Origin of the sequence: Aquimarina amphilecti, from assembly GCF_900109375.1 — a bacterium.
Classification (GTDB): domain Bacteria; phylum Bacteroidota; class Bacteroidia; order Flavobacteriales; family Flavobacteriaceae; genus Aquimarina; species Aquimarina amphilecti.
The window spans coordinates 115,586-135,305 of record NZ_FOAB01000008.1 but is presented as its reverse complement, the minus strand read 5'-3'; the positions used below and the strand labels follow the sequence as shown (position 1 = coordinate 135,305).

Below are 19,720 nucleotides of genomic sequence, written 5' to 3'. Positions count from 1 at the left end.
ATAGGAAGTTTGCATTTTGTCTGATTAAGTTAAAAGACTATTACAGAAACTTTTTATTGGCTATTTTTATTAAGGAATATCAAAATCGTAAAAAATGAAAAGAACTATTTTATTTATTGTAGTAGCAGTACTATGTTCAAATATTCAAGCGCAGAATCGAATCGATAGAAGCAGACTAACACCGGTTGATCAGCTTTTTAGGCCATTGGATTATAAAGAAAGAGATTCTCCTGGAGAAATTGAAAATGTAAGTCTTGAAGGAGCGATAGGATCACCTTATGAAGACAAAGTATTTAGACAAGGAGAATTAGTAGACCTAAGTTTTGAGAAAAAAGTAATAGGAATGTTCGTTAGGTATAATGTTTATACTAATGAAGTAGAACTAGTAAAACATCCTGAGAGTAAGAATGTTAGTGCTATGATAAAGGCTGATAAGGTTTTTGCCCGAATTGGAAGCCAAGAGTATCATTATAAGGAATATAATGATGCTAATAATAAACCTAAAAAAGGGTATCTAATAAAACTTAGGTGTAATTCAAAAATCAATGTGTACAAAGAACTTACGAAGACATTTGTACATCCAAAAGTTGCACAAACTTCTTATCATAAAAATGAGCCAGCTAAGTTTATGGATCATGAAAAATATTATATGGAGATTGATGGAAAGATGGTATATCTTAAAATGAATAAAAGAAAAATCGTAAAGTCTTTTCCTGGTAAACAAAGTGAGTTAAAAAGTTATATAAATAAGGAAAAATTAAGCTTTAAGAAGGAAGTGGATTTGGTTAGATTGGTAGCATATTATGATACTCTATAGGTAAATTATTTTGTTAAACGCTAAAACTCCAAATAGCTTAATATTTGGAGTTTTTAGATAATCCCCGAATGCAATGTATAAAATTATATTTTACTTAATTGTCTTATTTATCCTATCAGCTAGTTGTACGGAAAAGGATGCAGTAAGTCAGGATATTATGCGAGAAATAGAAGGTCTGGTTACCAATGATGAAAGAAGATTTTTCTTAGAAGAAATACAGCAAGTGAATTGGAAGATGCGTAAACAGATTAATGATATTGAAATGGTATATGGTTATGATAGTAAAGAAAGAAAAGAAGCTTTTCAATTGATGCTACAAACCAATAAAATTAATCTACAAAAAATTGAATTATATTTAAGAAAGTATGGCCATCCATCTGCTGCAGTGCATGGAGATTTGGCAGCAAAAACTCCTTATATAGTAATTCATCATTCAGGAAACTTAGCATCTAAAGAACGAAATTTTGAACACCTTTACAAAGCATATAAACACGGGGATTTAGGTCCAAGTAATTTTTCTATTTTTTTAAATAAATACTATAATTCGAAATTTGATAATCAGTATAATTTGCCTTAACTCTTTACAGGGCTATAATATTTAGGATTAAAAAATCATGAATAAGATTATATGTTATTTACTTTTTGTATTGATAGTTGCTTGTAATAAGGAGGACAAAATAAGTGAAGAAATTATTCTTGAGGTTAAATCTTTGGTTACGAATGACCAAAAGATAGCTTTTTTAGAAAAAATACATAGACAAGATCAAAAAGTGCGAAAGGCTCTTAACGAAGTAGAGTTAGAGTTCGGGTATGATAGTAATGAAAAAGAGAAAGCGATACAGCAGATGATTAAAAATGATCGAGCTAATCTTCAAAAAATTGAACTGTATTTGCAAGAATATGGACACCCATCTAAAGATACATTAGGAGAACTAGCAGCTGGAACTCCTTGGATTGTTATTCATCATTCAGGAAGCATTGAGTCTAGGCAAAGAAACTTTGCCTATTTGTATAAGGCTTATATAAATGAAGACCTTAAGCCTGGTAGTTTTTCGTTCTATTTGGAGAGGTTTCATAAACTTAAATATGGTAATCGATTTACGCTCCCCAATCCATACAGACAAGAACAATTAATTGATTCCTTGATCAAACGATTAGACTTGTCGGAGTTAACTGAATAAATACAGATTTCTTTTAAAGCTATATTTCAAGTCGTTTTGTAACTTTTTGGAATCAATAATTTTTCCTTTAGAAGTTGTCTCAAAATTATAATCAGGAGTTGGTAATTCCATTTGTTTGCAGATCATACTATAATATTCTGATTTTGAAGGATGGTCTGGATAAGATGCGTTAAAGGTTTTGTTCCACTTGTTAGCTTTGATAATTTTTTTGATAATTCCAATACAATCTTCTCGATGAACAAGATTTACCGGAGCTAATGGATTTTTAATATTTTTTCTTTTGGACAGCATGGTGGCAGGATGTCTTCTGCTATCGAACAAACCTGCAAAACGGAGAATAATAGTATTAAGCTTTTGATTTTCTTGCAATAGTTGTTCTGCCTCTATTAATTGTTTGCCAGCATTTGTAGAAGCGTTAGGGGTGGTTTCTGAAGTAATTAAGGGAAATTGTTCTTCATCGGCAAAAATAGAAGTAGAGCTAATGAAAATGACTTTCTCAATTGTCGAATTCTCAATAGATGGAATTAAACTATTTATTTTTGCAACAAAATTGCTTTCCGGATTTCTGCGCAATCCAGGTGGAATATTAATTATTAATATTTGACTTTTTTCTAAGAATGAACGAATATCTCCTTTAGGGCCATCTTCTTTAATTTCTAGGAGGTATGGGTCAATTCCTTCAGTTTTCAGATTGTCTAATTTACTTTCTGTTGTAGAAGCCCCTTTTACTATGTACTCTTCTTTTAAAAGAGCTTTTGCTAGAGGTAATCCTAACCATCCCGTTCCTAATACACTAATTTGTTTGCTCATTATCTTCTGATAAGTTTGAAGATTGGTTTGTTTGCAAAGATGCAGAATCTATAGTTTTTTCTACATATTCCAATGTCAATGTTTTCTTAATAGTTATGGCATCATTAAGAATAAAGGGTTTTGGAATCATCGTTTCAGAACGTTTTGGAATAGAAAATAAGTCACTTTCTAATAAATCATAAGAAGATTCATATAGAACGATTTCAGGAAGAGAATCTTTATGGAACTCCATTCTTAATTCTAGAGATTCGTTATTTCTTACGTGATATGTTAATAATCGATTACCAGTGCGTTCGGTAAAAGAATTTTTGACAAAGCCATCTTTACCAGTAATATCTTTTGTGGAAACGCCATTAGCTGATAAGCTTTCAAATTTAAAAGATTTACGGATAAATAAATCCATTCTATTAATATCTCTTTGAGGACGGATACATAGATCTAATATTCTCATATTTCCATTAATACTATCAAAAGAAGTTTCTATTCTAGAAGATTTAATGTCTTTTAAAGGAGCTTCATTTACATAGTTAAAAGCGTTGCTATACTTACTTTCGATGGTATTTTGATTCCAATCTTTTGCAATATTTTTAAGACGGTCGATATAGTTTTTAGTCCAGGAATCTAAAGTATGATCATAAGACGCCCAGTATGCTTTGTTCTTGTCTTCGTTTAATATATAAACCAAACTGTTTGGTTTTTGTCTTTCTTCGGTAAAACTTGATTTATAATGAGAAGCGCCAATAGATACTACAGCAATTATAAAGGCGACAGTACCTATCATACTTTTTTTAGTATAAAAACCAAATATTGGTAATAATAGGGTACATAATAGAACCGTAAGAACAGAGGAAGCAAAAGTTATTTTTAACCCTAAAGCGACTGGAAAAGTTGCAATAAAAGGAGCCATCATAAAAATGGATGGTAAACATAAAATAAGCATCAAAAAAGGGAAAGGTCTTTTCTGATTAATCAATATAAATTGACATAAAAGACAGAGTAGTACAGGAATGATAAAATAACTTGCACCTTTTAGATATACGGCAGCAGCTCCACAGATTAGTATCCAAAAAAACAATGGCGCTACTAATATACTTGGAAGTTCTTCTACATTATTAAAAATACTATATACTTTAAAGAATGTTGCAACCGAAAGCAATACAGCTCCAGCTATATAATAATATCCATTGTAAGGAAAACCGTGTAGTATATCGTGATATTCAGGATATATTATCAGTACTAGCTTCCAAAGTCCAAAACCAAGTACTCCTGCTAATCCTGTAGAAATAATAAATGCTAAAAACCCACTTCCAACTTCACTAAAATTAATTCTATATCTCGCTTTTCCATATATAATAAGTCCAATAAAAAGAAATATTGCTATCCCTAGTAAAGGATAAATCCATTGGAATGGATATTTTATGATTTTAAATATGGGAATATTAAAGTATAAAAAGTCTTGTTCAGATTTTAGGTTAGTAATATCAGCATCAGAAAAATAGGTTAGTAGTGGCATTAAGTAGCTACCTTGGTGTTGTAAGGTGTTTAAGTCAAGATTTTGCCAGATATCATTTTCTGTATGATAGTCGAAATGGTCATCTATAAAAGCAAAATTATACCCTTCAATATCTCCGTGTTTTCTAAAAACGGTTAAATCTGTATCATTGGGGAGAAGTTTGTAAATACTATAAGCTAGAGAATTTGTGACCGGAAATTCGGGATCAGCTTTAATGAATTCTTCTATCAATTTACCATTTTTACCATTAGTCTCCATCAACATAAAAGAATTCCCACCACTTCCTCTGGCTTCAAAATTAAGAACAAGCCCTACATCTTTTGCCCATTGATGTTCAGATACAAATAAATCTGCTCCATTTAACCCTAATTCTTCTCCATCTGTAATACAAATGATAATATCATTAGTTGGGGTTTTATTTTGACTTAAATAAGCTCTTACGCTTTCTAAAATCGTTGCAACACCACTAGCAGCATCACTAGCACCATAAGAAGAATGTTGACTGCTGTCATAATGTGATAATAAGAGTAACGCTTTTCCTGATTTAGTACCTTTTATTTTAGCTACTATATTTTGAGGTTTACTCATTGTTCCTTTATCTCCAATAGAGAATCCTTCCTGAACTTCTGCGGATAAGCCTAGTTTTTTAAGTTCTTCTAAAATGTAATTTTTAGATTCTTCGTGTGCCGAACTTCCTAAATAATGAGGTTTTTCAGAGATTTTTTTAACGTGCTCTAATGCTCTTAATGTAGAGAACTCTTGCTCCGGTGTATCAAGACCAGATATTTGTTGAGGCATACTACTGTAAAAGGTATACCATACAGAGAAAAGAATACATATAAATGTGAGTACTGAAAGAATTTTTTTCATCAGTGTTTAGTTTGTTTTGTTAGTCTAATCGAAAATATATAGTCTATGATGTCAATGGAGGAAGAGGTATTTTGAAAAAGTAATAGGAGTGAACTCACTTTTGTCAAATTGATTCTTATTTTCCTCATTTGTTTAATATCTTTTAAGATAGTCTACGTGAATGATATTTTTTTAGGAAATATCTAAATTTTGGTGGATTAAGTAATTTTGATAAAGGTAATAAAATCAGATTTTATCATCATAAATGTTAAAATGCTATTGAATAAGTAATTCAAAATTACTATATTTAAGATTCACTAAATCACTATTATTATGGGAATTATAAGTTTTCAAGGCGCTAGAACCAAGGTAAAAAAGCAGGATAATACTCCAATTAAAGTTTCGGATTACATGACTAGAAACTTAATCACTTTTTCTCCAAAACAATCCGTAATGGAGGTGATGGAAACCTTAATTAAAAATAAGATTTCTGGAGGTCCAGTAGTTAATGAACGAAATGAATTATTAGGTGTTATTTCTGAAGGAGATTGTATTAAGCAACTAAATGAAAGTCGTTATTATAATATGCCAATTGATGATGCTAATGTGGAAAGGTTTATGGCGAAAGATGTAGATACCATAGACGGTAATGTTAGTATTTTTGATGCTGCTAATAAATTCTTAGAAAGTAAAAGAAGGCGTTTTCCAATTTTAGAAAATGGTAAATTGGTAGGGCAAATAAGTCAAAAAGATGTCATGAAAGCTGCGTTAGAGATGAAAGGTCAAAACTGGAGAGATGTTTAAGTTATCTTTTTGATTCAGTTATTTTAGAAAGATCAGTTATGATAAGTTTACGCTCACTATCTCCTGACACATATAAAGTTTTGGAAGAATATCGATCAAAATTATGATCGGATTCTTTCCATTTTCCTATGCCTAATATTGTTATCTTCTCTCCAATTTCTATTGCGCCCTCCTTATATCGAATACTTTTGTTAAAACCTAAAAACCCTGTACTTTCTCTTCCGTGCGATTGTAGAAGTTTTTCTAAAAAAACCGGTGCATCCTTCCAAGTTCCAGAAGTATACTCAATGTCTTGGTTAAGATACGTAATTTTATTTTTTTTTGAAATTTCTGTATTGATAATTGCTTTGTTTCCTTCACTTTCAAGAATGAAATCTTGAAACTTTTCTTCGTTAATAATTGTTCTCCAAGAACTACTTTTTCCATTACTTCTCTTTTCCTCTATTTGGATTTTATAATACAAACATTCTCTTTTCCCAATTGGAGAGATTAAGGGCTTAGCAATAGACAAAGCTTTACCTTTAATTTTGATATATTCATTTTCTTTACAAAGTGGAATTTTTTTAAAAGAATGTTCTTTTAATTTTCGCAACATCTTGTTTTTCTTATTATAAACTTGAGAAAGAATAAGAAAAATGATAATTCCAAATAGAAAAATAAAAAAGAATCCACTATCTCCTATAGCTACTAGCTGAAGTTTTAAAAAGTGCATATCAACTATTTCTTTTTACTAAAGCGTAGTATTCATTTTCTAAAGGGAGGTATCCTTGATCGTAAATGAAATAATATACCGTCCCAACTTTTGTAGTGTAAATACTTGTGAAAAACTGAAAATCAAATCCCTTTGCGATTAATTTTGATTTAGTAGTTTTTGTCTTTTCATTTGGATTGAGTTCTTCTAGAATTCTATAATTTTTTCTAAGACGGTTGTTGATATTTCTTACTAAGTTTTTGCTATCCTTATTTAGTTTGTTATTAAAGGCGTTGCGACAATAATCACTACAGAACTTTTTGTCTGCACGACCAATAATCTTTTCACCACATTCAGGACAATCTTTTTGCATAAAGGTGTATTTATTAGCAATATACAATAATCTGATTTAATCGTTTGTAAATGGCTGTATATAGATTTTTTTGGGAGATTTGTTAAATGAGATTTTTTATTTGTAAATACAATAGGAGGTATGCAGTATAAAACTATAATTTAAAAAGTTTTAGTTGTATTAGAAATAAATTTCCTGAGCTAATCGAAAGGTATTAGCGTGTGCTTCAATAATAGTTTTGATATCAGGAGAATATCCACCACCCATGGAACACATTATAGGAATTGAATAATCTTTACAAGTTTGTAATACAAATCGATCTCTTTCTTTACAGCCTTCAATTGTACATCCCAGTTTGCCTAATTTATCGGAGGCCAAAATATCTACTCCGCATAAATAATATATGAAATCAGGTTTTTGTGTTTCAATAAGTTTTGGGAGTGTTTCTTTTAGGATTTTTAGATAATCTTGATCTTTTGTTCCATTGATAAGCGGTATGTCGAGATCAGATTTTTCTTTTTTAAAAGGATAATTACTTGCTCCGTGCATCGAGAATGTAAATACATCCGTATCATTCTCAAATATTTCCGCTGTGCCATTTCCTTGATGTACATCCAGATCTACAATTAATATCTTTTGTGCGAATTGTTTTTGTAGTAGATATCTAGCACCAATAGCTTGATCATTTAATAAACAAAAGGCTTCACCGCGATTACTATAGGCGTGATGAGTACCTCCAGCTATGTTCATTGCGATACCATTTTTTATTGCATATTCTGAAGCTTTCCTAGTACCATCTGCAATGATTACTTCTCGATCGACGAGTTCTTGCGATAAAGGGAAACCAATTTTACGTACTGCTTTTCGATCTAATGTGAGTTCTGTAAGCTCTTTATAGTATTCTTTGGTGTGAACAGCTAAAATAGGGGTAGAATTAAGTATTTCTGGTGTAAAGAAGTGTTCTTGGTTACAGGTGCCTTCATGTAACAATTGTTGGGGTAATAATTCATACTTGATCATCGGAAAACGATGTCCTTCTGGTAATGGATGTTTATATATAGAGTGATATGCTATTTTTAGCATTTAGATAAGCCAAGAATCATTTATATTATGAACACGAAGATACTATCTTTGCTAAACAACTAATTACCTTTTTAATGAAAAATGATCCTTACTCAGCGTTACGATATAAAGAGTTTACTATTTTTTTATTAATACGGGTGTCACTTGTTATGGCATGGACTATGCAGTTTATAGTTATCGAATGGCAAGTTTATAGTATTACAAAAGATCCTCTTTCTTTGGGTATTATTGGGTTAATGGAAGTAGTTCCAGCCGTTTCTTTGGCTTTGTTTGCAGGTCATATTGTTGATCAAAAAGAGAAAAGGAATTTATTATTTATATGCATTTTAGGTTTTTTAGGAATTAGTCTAGGGTTGTTGTTATTAACTTGGCCTAGCATTACCCATTCTTTGGCTGAATCTACTATTTTGTATGGAATTTATTCCCTGGTTTTTTTAGGAGGTATTGTTAGAGCTTTTTTAGGTCCTACTATATTTTCTCTTTTAGCATTGTTAGTTCCCAAAAAGATCTATCCGAACGCTGCAACGTGGAGTAGTTCTACTTGGCAAATAGGCGCAGTTGCTGGACCAGCACTTGCAGGGTTTATGATTGGTTTGATTGATGTGCATTGGTCTATGTTAATAATCGTTGGTTGGGCTTTACTAGCTTTTATTTGTTTATTTAAGATTCCTAGAAAACCAATAATGAATCCTAATATTGGTGAGCCTATATTTGAAAGTTTAAAAGAAGGATTAAGGTTTGTTTTTAAGACGAAAGCAGTTTTAGGAGCTCTTACCTTAGATATGGTGGCTGTTCTTTTTGGAGGTGCTATTGCATTATTACCAGTTTTTGCTCAAGATATCCTTAAAGTTGGTCCACAAGGTTTTGGTATTTTAAGAGCTGCTCCAGCAGTAGGAGCTTTTATAATTATGTTTACCACTGCTTATTTTCCTATTAACAAAAAAGCAGGTATAAAGTTGTTATTAGCTGTTTTTGGGTTTGGAGTTAGTATTATAATTTTTGGTGTTTCTTCTATTTTTTGGATTTCTGTAATTGCATTATTTTTTAGTGGAATTACTGATGGAATTTCAATGGTGATAAGACAAACTATATTACAACTTAAAACCCCTGATCATATGCGAGGAAGGGTTTCTTCTGTAAATTCAATGTTTGTGGGGTCATCAAACGAATTAGGAGCTTTCGAAAGTGGTATTACCGCCAAATACATGGGCACTGTAACTGCCGTTGTATTTGGCGGAAGTATGACATTACTTACAGTTGTTTTTACATCTATTATTTCTCCAGCCTTTAGGAAATTAGATCTTAGAAAAGATATAGAAGAAAATTGAAGTAGCTCATGTGTTATTTGAATATTAATTAATCATAGCACCAGGATTCACATCATCTTCATCTGGATTTAAAAATACAAGTTTCCCAGTAGGAGTTTCTGTCATAAGAATCATTCCTTCGCTTTCTACCCCTCTTAGTTTTCTTGGAGCTAGATTTACCAATACAGTCACTTTTTTGCCAATTAAGTCCTCAGGTTTAAAATGTTCTGCAATTCCTGAAACGATCGTTCTAGTATTAATCCCAGTATCTACTTTCAATACTAATAACTTTTTGGCTTTTGGCATTTTTTCAGCTGACATAATGGTTCCGACACGCAAATCCATTTTAGTAAAATCTTCGAAGGTAGCTGTATCTTTTTGCGGTTCTATTGTTTTGTTTTCTGCTTCGTTCGCTTTTTTAGTAGCTTCTAATTTATCTAGTTGTTTTTGGATATCAGCGTCTTCGATTTTAGAGAATAATAGTTCTCCTTTTTCAATTTTATGATTTGCAGGAAGAAGTACTTCTTTTGTAGAAATATCATTCCAGTTTGTTTTTAATTCATCAGAATTAATAGCAAGAATGTTCTTTAATTTCTCAGAGGTAAATGGTAAAAACGGTTCTGATAATGCAGCTAGAGCAGCGGCAATTTGTAAACCAACATACATAATTGTTTTAACACGCTCTGGATCTGTTTTAATAAGTTTCCATGGTTCTTCGTCGGCAAGATATTTATTCCCTAGCCTAGAGACGTTTAATAATTCTTGAGAACCTTCTCTAAAGCGGTAACGTTCGATAGAACTGCTAATAACATTTGGATATGCTCTTAATTCAGTTAATGTTTGCAGGTCTACCTCAGAAAATTCATTTGGAGCTGGAACGATACCATCATAATATTTATTGGTTAATACAACAATACGATTGATGAAGTTTCCAAAATTACCTACTAGTTCGTTGTTATTTCTATCTTGAAAATCTTTCCAAGTAAAGTCATTATCTTTTGTTTCCGGGGCATTTGCCGTTAGTGCATATCTCAACACATCTTGTTTGCCAGGGAAATCTTCTAAATATTCGTGTAACCAAACAGCCCAATTCTTAGAAGTAGAAAGTTTGTTCCCTTCTAGGTTCAAAAACTCATTGGCAGGTACATTTTCTGGTAGGATATAACTTCCTTCTGCCTTTAGCATACTCGGGAAGATAATACAATGAAATACAATATTATCTTTACCTATGAAATGTACTAGTTTTGTATCTTTATCTTTCCAATATGGTTCCCAATCTTTTCCTTCTCTAGCAGCCCATTCTTTAGTAGATGATATATATCCAATTGGAGCATCAAACCACACGTAAAGTACTTTTCCTTCTGCACCTTCTACAGGAACAGGGATTCCCCAATCTAAATCACGGGTAACAGCTCTAGGTCTTAGCCCATCATCTACCCAAGATTTAATTTGACCATAAACGTTAGTTTTCCAATCTTTTTTATGACCGACTAACACCCATTCTCTTAAGAAATCTTCATACTGATCTAATGGCAAAAACCAATGTTTCGTTTGTTTTAATGTGGGTTTTGCTCCAGAAATTGTAGATTTTGGGTTGATAAGGTCTGTAGCATTCAGTGAACTGCCGCAGTTTTCACACTGATCGCCATATGCCTCTTCGTGACCACATTTTGGACAAGTACCAGTTACAAATCTATCGGCGAGAAATTGATCTGCTTCCGCGTCATATAATTGCTCTGAAGTTTCCTCAATAAATTTTCCGTCTTCATATAACTTTCTGAAAAATTCAGAAGCGGTTTCGTGATGAATAGGAGCAGATGTTCTAGAGTAATTATCAAAGGTGATTCCGAAATCTTCAAAAGATTTTTTAATGATTGTGTGGTATTTATCAATAATTACTTGAGGAGAAACCCCTTCTTTTTTAGCACGCATTGGTATGGCGGCACCGTGTTCATCACTACCACAAATAAAGGCTACGTCATTCCCTGTAATTCTTAGATATCTAGAATATATATCTGCAGGAACATAAACCCCAGCTAGGTGTCCTATATGAATTGGTCCATTTGTATATGGTAAAGCTGATGTAATTGTATATCTCTTCGGTGCGCTCATAATGCTTGTAAAAATGAGGCACAAAGGTAATAAACACTTATATAAAATAAGAAGGCTTTATCTAATTAATACGAATCTTATTTTATGCATTTTTTATCTAAGTCTTTGAAAATGTTTAATTCGTAAATGAACTAATACTATTCTTTTTAAAATAAAAACAGTATCAGGTTTATTCCCTGATACTGTTTAACGTAATATATTGTATGAACACTATTATAAAATCATAACAGGTTTACTATATCGTTTTTTACCTTTAGTTATTCTATAGGCATAAAATCCTTCGGATAATGTGGTTTGAGCTGCTTCTTTTACATTAATGATATGTTCTCCTTCTAATAGCATTTCATTTTTTAAGTTCGCTATTTTTTGACCACTCATACTATATAAATCTACATTTACATGCCCAGCTTGGGCATTAGTAATATGAAGAAATGATTGGTTGTCAGTGTACGTAACTGTATGATTGAAATTTTCGAAAGTAGGAGGAATATCTTCATCTGTTCCTAAAGTATCACAACTAAAACCAAGATCTAGTGAATTGTATTGTTGACCTAGAAGAGTTTGGTCAACAATATCACTATCTACACAAAGCCATTGCTTCATAATTGACGCATAAACTTGTCTAAAATCATTTGTATTGTAGAGGTTTCCATTGTTATTCAGATTTGATAAATCTGGATGATCTCCAATGAAACCGTTTCCATCCAATCCAGTTCCAAAAAGCATCATAGGGGCTGCAGTACCGTGATCAGTTCCACGAGATCCATTCTCTTTAACTCTTCTTCCGAACTCTGAGATTGTCATAGAAACTACTTTGTCATCCCATCCTGCATCTTTAAGATCGTCATAGAAATATGACATGGTTTCAGACAGTTGGGTCATTAATTCTTCCTGTCTATTTAATTGGTCATTATGTGTGTCAAAACCACCAAGAGTTACAAAATAGACTTTGGTTCCTAAATTTCCTTTGATTAAGCGAGAAACAACACTTAATTGTTGTGATAATCTATTGTCAGGATAGTTTCCGAAATCAGAAGTACTTTCATATGCATCGTTAATTACACCAGCATAGGTAAATGTTGTGTTTGCTACTCCTTTTAAGTATCCTACTTTTTCTCCGTGGGTGCAGTCAGGAAGATTGCTTAGGTCATAAAGAGATCCATTTTGAGCTATTTCATAAAGTTTTCTAGGATCAGCAACAGAAAAAGCAAAATTGTTTTGGTCTCCATTAAAAATAAGGTTACCACTACTACCTATTTGTATTGCTGCAGGACGTTCTGGCGGACTTAATAAATAATCTGGATATAATTTTTCAAAGTATCTTCCCATCCAACCAGTGCTTTCTTGATCAGTTACATCTGAAGTCGCCCAAATATCGGAACCTGTAAAGTGAGATAATGCACTTTGTTCATATCCAACTCCATGAACTATTTTCATCTGGCCATCTCCCCATAATTTCTCGAATTTATTAGCGTAATTTGGCATCCCGAAATCGTCATTAAGATTAAATAACTGGTTTTCAGGAATTTTTATGTTAGGACGCGCATTGGCATATGTATCATATTGATTTATTGGGATTACAGTATTCAATCCGTCATTTCCACCTTTAAGTCTTACGATTACCAGAACTCTGTCACTTTCTGATTCGTTTAAAGCAGCAGATAGGGGTGAAGGTTTTGATACTGATAGAGCTGTATTAGCAAATGCCATTGTACCTCCACCAACGATTCCTAAAGCTTGTAGAAATGAACGTCGATTCCATTTTTTATGTTCTTTATTATTGCAGCTACCAGGTTTTGGTGTGAAATTTTTATAATGAGTATCGCACATGATGTTATTATTTAAGTTGGAATTCAGGGATTGTTATTAGAAATTGTAAAAGGCTATAAACTTGTTTGGGAGCGGTTTCCCAATCAAGATTCCAAGTGCCATCTTCAAAATAATTTTCAGGAACTTGATCTTTAAAAATTTCTAAACCTTGACTATATTCTGTAGCACTAATGAGCTCTTTGGATAAAAAATTATCCATAATCTGTCGAGATACTAACTCAACATCATTAGAGTTTTCATCAGTTATAGCCTTACCGATTACTCTGAATTGCTCTTCATTATGTCTCCAAGCTCTCCATACATACCAACCAATTCTATCCCATCGTGTGGTGATTGTGCTGGAGTCTATCCAGTCTTTATCTCCTTGCCAACCAGCAACATCAACTGGTTTTAATAATTCTTGTCCTAATTCTTGACATCCTCCGCGTATTTTGTTGTTAAATTCAAAATCTGCAGGTAATTCAAAGTCTAAATCTTTAAAAAAGTTGATTTGTACATCTACTGGACTTTTAATATGAACACCTAAGCTTTTTTGATCAAAAAAGTGTTCACTTTTGAATAATTGTCTTAATACTGGAGCCATTTCAAAATTATTGTCCAAAAGAGTTTGAGCAAGTTGACTAACAATATTTTCATTAGTAGCAGGACTAATAAAATAACGATAGAATTTACCACATATAAATTCTGCTATCTGTTGAGGTCTTTGTTCAAATAAGATTCTGATTACATCATAATAATCCCAATTTCCCGTTTGACCAAAAATGGTTTTATCATCATTGTCAAATTTGTTGTTATCAAAGGTAATTGGACCCCAACGCTCTTCTCTTTCGTTCCAACCAGTCAATGCTCTAGCTGTTTCAACAATATCATTTTGGGTATATCCATTATCTACGCCTAGTGCAAAGAGTTCATACAATTCTCTTCCGTAATTTTCATTGGGTCTGTTTTTTGTATTCTCATATCCATTTAGATAAATTAGCATAGCGGAAGAGAGCCCCATATCACTTGTGAAATCTTTAAAATTTCCTAAAGAATGGAGTTGTAGTAAGTTGTAATACTGAAACATATATGCTGGGCTTTGATATGTGTTATCTTCTGTTACAAAGTGATTACTCCAAAATAGGGTAAGACGATCTCTAAGATTATTTTGAAACATATCCGCTACCATTTGATTTTTCCAATCTCTTCTGTATTCAAAAGGGTTTTCTGGTCTAGCGTCAAAGTCATCTTTTATCCAATAACCCCAAGCAGGCGCGGGTGTTGGGTTTAGGTTCAAAGCTTCATCAATAAGACTATCAATTAGGTCAGAAGGATTTTGATTAAGTGCACTATTTACCATTGCTGGAGTAGCACCAAAACCAAGTCTTCTGTACAAATGATTAACTTTTTGTCTATTCCAGGGATTTGAGTTAGTTGGGGAATAGATGTTTAATGAAGCAACATTACACGAAGTATTTGTTGTTAGCATAAATAGATTGAGTTAGTTAAGAATTTACGTTAATTTATTTTTATCGAAACGTAATTATCTGATAGTTAGTTTCTTGTTAAGAAATATTTAGTCATTATTATGATAATTTTTGATATTGTTTATTAATATTACTTTTTTCAACAAAAATGATTTTAAACTAAATATTTAAAACAGATTTGCCCCCGCTCTTTTAGTATTCGTCTCTAACTAACTAGTATTTGTCTGTATCGCTAAGTGCTTCGTATATAAAGTTGATAGTAGAACAAAATAAAACTCCTAAGAGGTTATATAACCTCTTAGGAGTTTTATTATATTTAAGTGATAACTTTACTATATTAAGAAATCAATAGTGATTTACTAAACTCACCTGCACCAGTTTCAATTCTGTATACATATTGACCCGTACTTAATCTTGTTCCTGAAGATTCTTTTACATCAATCACGTGTTCGCCTTCTAGAAGCATTTCATTTCTTAGAGTAGCTACTTTTTGTCCAATAATATTAAACAATGTAATATCTACATGCGTGGTCTCCGGATTATTTATGTTTATAAAAGTTTGTCCTCCATCATAGGTTACAATGTGAGAAAGTGTTTCTCCATCACCTGGAATATTAGGACTAACTCCACCACAAGTAAAGCCTAAATCTAGTGATTCAAACTCTTCTCCAAGTAATGCATCACTCACTGTACTTGGATCTATGCATAACCATTCTTTCATTACAGTAGAATAGATTTGCCTGAAATCATTAGTGCTTTCTGCATTGAACCCAACTGTAGGGCTATCCGGTAAGTCTGGATGTTCTCCAATAAAACCGTTTCCGTTAAGTCCTGTCCCAAAAAACATCATTGGAGCAACAGTGCCGTGATCAGTTCCTAAAGAACCATTCTCAACCAATCTTCTTCCAAACTCTGAGATAGTCATGGTTAATACCTTATCATCCCATCCAGAGGCTTGTAAATCTGCATAAAAATTACTGATACCTTCAGAAAAAGAATTTAGTAACTGCTGGTGTCTTTGTATTTGATTGTTATGAGTATCAAACCCACCAAGTGTAACCATATATACTTTAGTACCTAGATTCCCTTTTATTAGACGAGCAACAATACGCATTTGTCTAGCGAAACTATCATCTTCTAAATATCCACCAAAATCTGTAGATCTGTTAAAAGCTTCAGAAATTGCCTCGGCATATGTATAAGTAACGTTAGTACTTTCTCTGATAAAATTTAATCGATCACCATATGTACAATCAGGAGCAGGGTCCAAACTATAACCTTGATTTTCAATATAAGCTTCTAATCTTCTTGGGTCTGAAATAGCAAAAGAGAAATCATTTTCCGGACCTCTAAAAATTAGATTTCCGATACTACCTATTTGGATAGAAGGAGGACTTGGTGGTGGATCTGTAATATAACTAGGATGTAATCTTTGAAAATATCTACCCATAAACCCTGATCGTTCTTCTTCAGTTAAATTGGTATTTGCCCAAATATCTGTTCCTCTAAAATGAGATAATGTTTGATCTTCGTAACCAACTCCATGCGCTACCTTCATTTGTCCATCACCCCATAAATTTTCCAATTTATTCATGGGTTTAGGCATTGCATATTCGTTTTCTTCCAGATTAATAAATTCACTTGGAGGAATTTTTATTAATGGTCGAGCATTTGCATAAATATCATATTGGTTTACTGGGATAATGGTATTATAACCATCATTTCCTCCACCTAATCTGCATATGATTAATATGTTGTCAGTTTCCGCTTGACTTAATGCCATTGATAATGGAGAAGGTCTAGAAACTGTAAGATTAGTATTGGCAAGCATCATAGATCCTCCACCTACTAGCCCAAGGGCTTGTAAGAAAGATCTACGATTCCATTTTTTATGTTCGTCTGGATTACAAGCTCCTTCCTTGGAGGTTGATTTTATATTTTTGGGCTGATGCGTATCACACATAGGTTTATTATTTAAGTTGGAATTCAGGCAATTCATCAATATGACTAAGTAGCGCATAAAATTGATCAGGAACTCCTGATAAATCTAAGGTCCAAAGAATAGGGGCTACTGCATCTGGTTCATAATAATTCTCTGGATAGAATTCCTTGAAAATAGCTAATGCTTCATCAAACAAAGTTTGGTCTTCTAATCCTCTTGGAAGAAAATAATCTAGAATCGCTTTTACAACGATGTTAACCTGTTCTCCTTGCAATGTGTTATTAACAAACCCATCTGCTAAAGTTCCAATAGGAAGTCCGTTTAAGAAATCCCCGAATTGTGTCTGATTCTGAGCATAAAAAGTATTTATAATATTTTGAACACCTTCCCATCTACCAATTAAATAATCAGGGCTTATCCAATCTTCATCACCTTGCCAGCCTTCTACATCAATTGGATTTAATACTTCTTGGCCAATTGTTGTTGTTCTTCCTAATAAAGAATTTAAAGAAGCAAGTGTAGGAGGTGATTCAAAGTTTAATTGTTTAAAATGAGTAGCAAATAAATCTATGGGACTTTTGATAATCGCACCAATGGCCTCTTGATCAAAAAAGTGCTCACTTTTAAAAAGTTGTCTTAATACAGGGGCAATTTGAAAATTATTAGTAATGAATGTTTGAGCCATTTCGGCTACAATCCCTTCATTACAGGTTGGACTTACGAAATAAGTATAAAGTTTGCCACAAATATAATTAGCAACCAATGTTTCTCGTTGAGTAAATAAATGTGCAATTACATCGTCAGGACTACCAAGTCCATAATACCCAAAATTAGCAGTTTGACCAAAAATATCTTTTGTGTCATTACTAAACTGGCCAGGATTAAATGTAATAGGACCCCAAGGGATATCATTAGTTTCTACCCAACCAGTAATGGCTTTTGCAGTTTCGATAATATCATTTTCATTATATCCATTATCTACACCTAAAGTAAATAATTCATATAATTCTCGAGCGTAGTTTTCATTGGGTCTATCTCTGGTATTTTCATCTCCATTTAGATATACTAGCATAGCGGAAGAAATACCTATATCATATACAAACTGTCGGAAATCACCTAAAGCGTGAAATTGAAGAAGGTTATAATATTGATATTGGTAGGCGGGACTTCTATATGATTGATCTTCTGTAACAAAATGATTGCTCCAAAATAGTGTTAAACGATCTCTTAATCCATTTTGCAGGAAATCATAGATCATTTGTCTTTTACCTTCATCTTGATAAAAATTAATATCGTTATCCTCATTAGCCATTTCAGCAGCTTCGAACTGATCTCTATTCCAAAAAGCCCATTCTGGGGCGGCACCTGGAACTAAAGCAATTGCTTCGTCAATTAAGAAATCTACTAATGCTGAAGGATTGTTTTGATTTAAGGCATCAATAACCTGTGTTTTGGTAGCTCCGAAAGCGACTCTACGGTATAAGTGATTTATTTTACTTACGTTCCAAGGATTTTCCGCCGATGGTACATAGGGGTCTAACGATGCTAAGTTACAAGAAGTATCAGAGATCATAGGCAATAGGTTTAATTAGTGTTAAGGGACGATTTTCAGTGTAATATAATAGTTTAGAACGAAAACATTTGTTAATTAGTATCGTAAAATGAAAAATTTAAGAAATGTTGAAGCCTGATTTTGTTAAAAAAGGAGATAAAATAGCTATCGTTTCTACCGCTAGAAAGATTAGCAAAAAAGAGATTAAAGAGGCTATAGATATTATTAAAAACTGGAATTTGATTCCCGTTATAGGCTCAACTGTTGGTTTGGAACATAACCAGTTTGCTGGAACGGATGAAGACAGGAGGAAGGATCTTCAGAAAATGCTAGATGATAATGAAATAAAGGCAATATGGTGTGCTCGTGGTGGTTACGGAACTATAAGAATTATAGATTTGTTGGATCTTTCTAATTTTAAAAAGAAGCCTAAGTGGATTATTGGATATTCTGATATCACGGTACTACATGCTCATATTCATAATTTAGGAATTTCTACAATTCATGCGGCAATGCCAGTTGATATTCATAAAGGGACTGATGAATCAAGACAATCTTTACATGATTCTTTATTTGGTAAAGATATTGAGTATAAGATTCCTTCTTTTGAAAAAAACAAGAGAGGAAATTGTAAAGGAAAGGTTATCGGGGGTAATTTATCAATTTTATATTCTATGTGTGGTTCTAAATCTTCTATTGATTGTAATGGGAAGATACTTTGCATAGAGGATTTAGATGAGTATTTGTATCATATAGATCGAATGTTGCAGAATTTAAAACGGAATGGATATTTTGATGAGTTATCTGGTTTGATAGTTGGAGGGATGACAAAAATGCATGATAATAATATTTCTTTTGGGAAAAATGCTAAAGAAATTATTTTAGATATTGTTCAAGAATATAGTTTTCCGGTAGTATTTGATTTTCCTATGGGGCACATTGAAGATAATAGAGCATTAATTATGGGAGCAGAAATTTCTTTGGAAGTAAAAAAGGAATCTGTAACCTTAAAGTATATGTAGGTAGGATGGCAGAACATAATTTACTTGGTAAGGAAGGAGAAAAATTAGCTGTTGAGTTTTTAGAAAAAAATGGATATAAAATTCTAGAACAAAATTATAGATATTTAAAGGCTGAAATTGACATCATAGCGAAGAAAAATGATACAATAGTAGTTATCGAAGTGAAAACCAGAAGCACACTAGAGTTTGGCAATCCGCAGGATTTTGTAAAACCAAAACAAATACAATTATTGGTAAAAGCGATTAATCACTACGTCGAGGAAAATGATTTAAACGAAGAGGTGCGTTTTGATATTGTAGCAATAATAAAAAATAAATTAGGGATTAAAATTGAGCACCTAGAAGATGCTTTTTATCACTTTTAATAAAATCAGGTATAAGATAAATAA

At 32.6% G+C, this 19,720-nt stretch carries 17 protein-coding genes; 7 read left to right on the top strand and 10 right to left on the bottom strand.

Going from position 1 to position 19,720, the window contains the following annotated elements; translation table 11 throughout:
• The first annotated feature begins 94 nt into the window (after positions 1–94).
• From BMY33_RS19890 to BMY33_RS19880, 3 genes are all read left to right on the top strand, one after another.
• Positions 95–817, top strand: a complete 723-nt coding sequence (locus tag BMY33_RS19890) for a hypothetical protein (protein WP_091411798.1) — start codon at positions 95–97, stop codon at positions 815–817.
• A gap of 73 nt (positions 818–890) precedes the next feature.
• Positions 891–1,394 carry a hypothetical protein gene (locus BMY33_RS19885; RefSeq protein WP_091411796.1) on the top strand — a complete coding sequence of 168 codons (504 nt, stop codon included), beginning with the start codon at positions 891–893 and terminating at the stop codon, positions 1,392–1,394.
• 37 nt (positions 1,395–1,431) lie between these two features.
• Positions 1,432–1,998, top strand: a complete 567-nt coding sequence (locus BMY33_RS19880) for a hypothetical protein (RefSeq protein WP_091411794.1) — start codon at positions 1,432–1,434, stop codon at positions 1,996–1,998.
• Here BMY33_RS19880 and BMY33_RS19875 read toward each other — a convergent pair.
• Together BMY33_RS19875 and BMY33_RS19870 are read right to left on the bottom strand one after the other, a co-directional pair.
• Positions 1,987–2,808 (bottom strand): Rossmann-fold NAD(P)-binding domain-containing protein, encoded by an 822-nt coding sequence (locus BMY33_RS19875; RefSeq protein ID WP_091411792.1) that lies wholly within the window; start codon positions 2,806–2,808, stop codon positions 1,987–1,989. The genes BMY33_RS19880 and BMY33_RS19875 overlap by 12 nt on opposite strands.
• Positions 2,792–5,191, bottom strand: coding sequence for a M28 family peptidase (locus BMY33_RS19870; RefSeq protein WP_091411790.1), 2,400 nt, complete (start codon positions 5,189–5,191; stop codon positions 2,792–2,794). Before BMY33_RS19870 ends, BMY33_RS19875 begins: the two co-directional genes overlap by 17 nt.
• A gap of 312 nt (positions 5,192–5,503) precedes the next feature.
• Between BMY33_RS19870 and BMY33_RS19865 the strand changes: the two genes are divergently transcribed.
• Positions 5,504–5,974, top strand: a complete 471-nt coding sequence (locus BMY33_RS19865) for a CBS domain-containing protein (protein ID WP_091411788.1) — start codon at positions 5,504–5,506, stop codon at positions 5,972–5,974.
• A 1-nt stretch (position 5,975) separates the two neighbouring features.
• Here the strand turns inward: BMY33_RS19865 and BMY33_RS19860 are convergent, their stop codons facing one another.
• The 3 genes from BMY33_RS19860 to BMY33_RS19850 all read right to left on the bottom strand — a co-directional run bounded on the left by BMY33_RS19860 (position 5,976) and on the right by BMY33_RS19850 (position 8,100).
• Positions 5,976–6,686, bottom strand: coding sequence for a hypothetical protein (locus tag BMY33_RS19860; protein ID WP_091411786.1), 711 nt, complete (start codon positions 6,684–6,686; stop codon positions 5,976–5,978).
• Position 6,687: 1 nt separating this feature from the next.
• Positions 6,688–7,038, bottom strand: a complete 351-nt coding sequence (locus BMY33_RS19855) for a hypothetical protein (RefSeq protein WP_091411784.1) — start codon at positions 7,036–7,038, stop codon at positions 6,688–6,690.
• A 159-nt stretch (positions 7,039–7,197) separates the two neighbouring features.
• Positions 7,198–8,100, bottom strand: coding sequence for a histone deacetylase family protein (locus tag BMY33_RS19850; RefSeq protein ID WP_091411782.1), 903 nt, complete (start codon positions 8,098–8,100; stop codon positions 7,198–7,200).
• 74 nt (positions 8,101–8,174) lie between these two features.
• Here BMY33_RS19850 and BMY33_RS19845 point away from each other — a divergent pair, with 74 nt between their 5' ends.
• Entirely contained in the window at positions 8,175–9,428 is a 1,254-nt protein-coding gene (locus BMY33_RS19845; RefSeq protein WP_091411780.1) for an MFS transporter, read from the top strand.
• A gap of 24 nt (positions 9,429–9,452) precedes the next feature.
• On the opposite strand, the gene metG is transcribed toward BMY33_RS19845, so the two are convergent.
• The 5 genes from metG to BMY33_RS19820 all read right to left on the bottom strand — a co-directional run bounded on the left by metG (position 9,453) and on the right by BMY33_RS19820 (position 18,330).
• Positions 9,453–11,519, bottom strand: coding sequence for a methionine--tRNA ligase (gene metG / locus BMY33_RS19840; protein WP_091411779.1), 2,067 nt, complete (start codon positions 11,517–11,519; stop codon positions 9,453–9,455).
• A 213-nt stretch (positions 11,520–11,732) separates the two neighbouring features.
• Positions 11,733–13,349 carry a DUF1501 domain-containing protein gene (locus BMY33_RS19835; protein ID WP_091411777.1) on the bottom strand — a complete coding sequence of 539 codons (1,617 nt, stop codon included), beginning with the start codon at positions 13,347–13,349 and terminating at the stop codon, positions 11,733–11,735.
• Positions 13,350–13,356: 7 nt separating this feature from the next.
• Positions 13,357–14,817: a DUF1800 domain-containing protein gene (locus BMY33_RS19830; RefSeq protein WP_091411776.1), complete on the bottom strand. Its 1,461-nt coding sequence runs from the start codon at positions 14,815–14,817 to the stop codon at positions 13,357–13,359.
• A gap of 335 nt (positions 14,818–15,152) precedes the next feature.
• A complete protein-coding gene (locus BMY33_RS19825; protein WP_091411774.1) occupies positions 15,153–16,778 on the bottom strand; it encodes a DUF1501 domain-containing protein in 1,626 nt (541 codons plus the stop codon).
• Between the two features lie 7 nt (positions 16,779–16,785).
• Positions 16,786–18,330, bottom strand: a complete 1,545-nt coding sequence (locus BMY33_RS19820; RefSeq protein WP_091411772.1) for a DUF1800 domain-containing protein — start codon at positions 18,328–18,330, stop codon at positions 16,786–16,788.
• 104 nt (positions 18,331–18,434) lie between these two features.
• Here BMY33_RS19820 and BMY33_RS19815 point away from each other — a divergent pair, with 104 nt between their 5' ends.
• Positions 18,435–19,331 carry a S66 peptidase family protein gene (locus tag BMY33_RS19815; protein ID WP_091411770.1) on the top strand — a complete coding sequence of 299 codons (897 nt, stop codon included), beginning with the start codon at positions 18,435–18,437 and terminating at the stop codon, positions 19,329–19,331.
• A gap of 5 nt (positions 19,332–19,336) precedes the next feature.
• A complete protein-coding gene (locus BMY33_RS19810) occupies positions 19,337–19,696 on the top strand; it encodes a YraN family protein (RefSeq protein ID WP_091411768.1) in 360 nt (119 codons plus the stop codon).
• Positions 19,697–19,720: the final 24 nt, after the last annotated feature.

What these genes read in the sequence shown, in the direction of transcription:
- BMY33_RS19890 (WP_091411798.1), top strand. Translation starts at nt 95, where the DNA reads ATGAAAAGAACTATTTTATTTATTGTAGTAGCAGTACTATGTTCAAAT.
- BMY33_RS19885 (WP_091411796.1), top strand. Translation starts at nt 891, where the DNA reads ATGTATAAAATTATATTTTACTTAATTGTCTTATTTATCCTATCAGCT.
- BMY33_RS19880 (WP_091411794.1), top strand. Translation starts at nt 1,432, where the DNA reads ATGAATAAGATTATATGTTATTTACTTTTTGTATTGATAGTTGCTTGT.
- BMY33_RS19875 (WP_091411792.1), bottom strand. Translation starts at nt 2,808, where the DNA reads ATGAGCAAACAAATTAGTGTATTAGGAACGGGATGGTTAGGATTACCT.
- BMY33_RS19870 (WP_091411790.1), bottom strand. Translation starts at nt 5,191, where the DNA reads ATGAAAAAAATTCTTTCAGTACTCACATTTATATGTATTCTTTTCTCT.
- BMY33_RS19865 (WP_091411788.1), top strand. Translation starts at nt 5,504, where the DNA reads ATGGGAATTATAAGTTTTCAAGGCGCTAGAACCAAGGTAAAAAAGCAG.
- BMY33_RS19860 (WP_091411786.1), bottom strand. Translation starts at nt 6,686, where the DNA reads ATGCACTTTTTAAAACTTCAGCTAGTAGCTATAGGAGATAGTGGATTC.
- BMY33_RS19855 (WP_091411784.1), bottom strand. Translation starts at nt 7,038, where the DNA reads ATGCAAAAAGATTGTCCTGAATGTGGTGAAAAGATTATTGGTCGTGCA.
- BMY33_RS19850 (WP_091411782.1), bottom strand. Translation starts at nt 8,100, where the DNA reads ATGCTAAAAATAGCATATCACTCTATATATAAACATCCATTACCAGAA.
- BMY33_RS19845 (WP_091411780.1), top strand. Translation starts at nt 8,175, where the DNA reads ATGAAAAATGATCCTTACTCAGCGTTACGATATAAAGAGTTTACTATT.
- metG (WP_091411779.1), bottom strand. Translation starts at nt 11,519, where the DNA reads ATGAGCGCACCGAAGAGATATACAATTACATCAGCTTTACCATATACA.
- BMY33_RS19835 (WP_091411777.1), bottom strand. Translation starts at nt 13,349, where the DNA reads ATGTGCGATACTCATTATAAAAATTTCACACCAAAACCTGGTAGCTGC.
- BMY33_RS19830 (WP_091411776.1), bottom strand. Translation starts at nt 14,817, where the DNA reads ATGCTAACAACAAATACTTCGTGTAATGTTGCTTCATTAAACATCTAT.
- BMY33_RS19825 (WP_091411774.1), bottom strand. Translation starts at nt 16,778, where the DNA reads ATGTGTGATACGCATCAGCCCAAAAATATAAAATCAACCTCCAAGGAA.
- BMY33_RS19820 (WP_091411772.1), bottom strand. Translation starts at nt 18,330, where the DNA reads ATGATCTCTGATACTTCTTGTAACTTAGCATCGTTAGACCCCTATGTA.
- BMY33_RS19815 (WP_091411770.1), top strand. Translation starts at nt 18,435, where the DNA reads ATGTTGAAGCCTGATTTTGTTAAAAAAGGAGATAAAATAGCTATCGTT.
- BMY33_RS19810 (WP_091411768.1), top strand. Translation starts at nt 19,337, where the DNA reads ATGGCAGAACATAATTTACTTGGTAAGGAAGGAGAAAAATTAGCTGTT.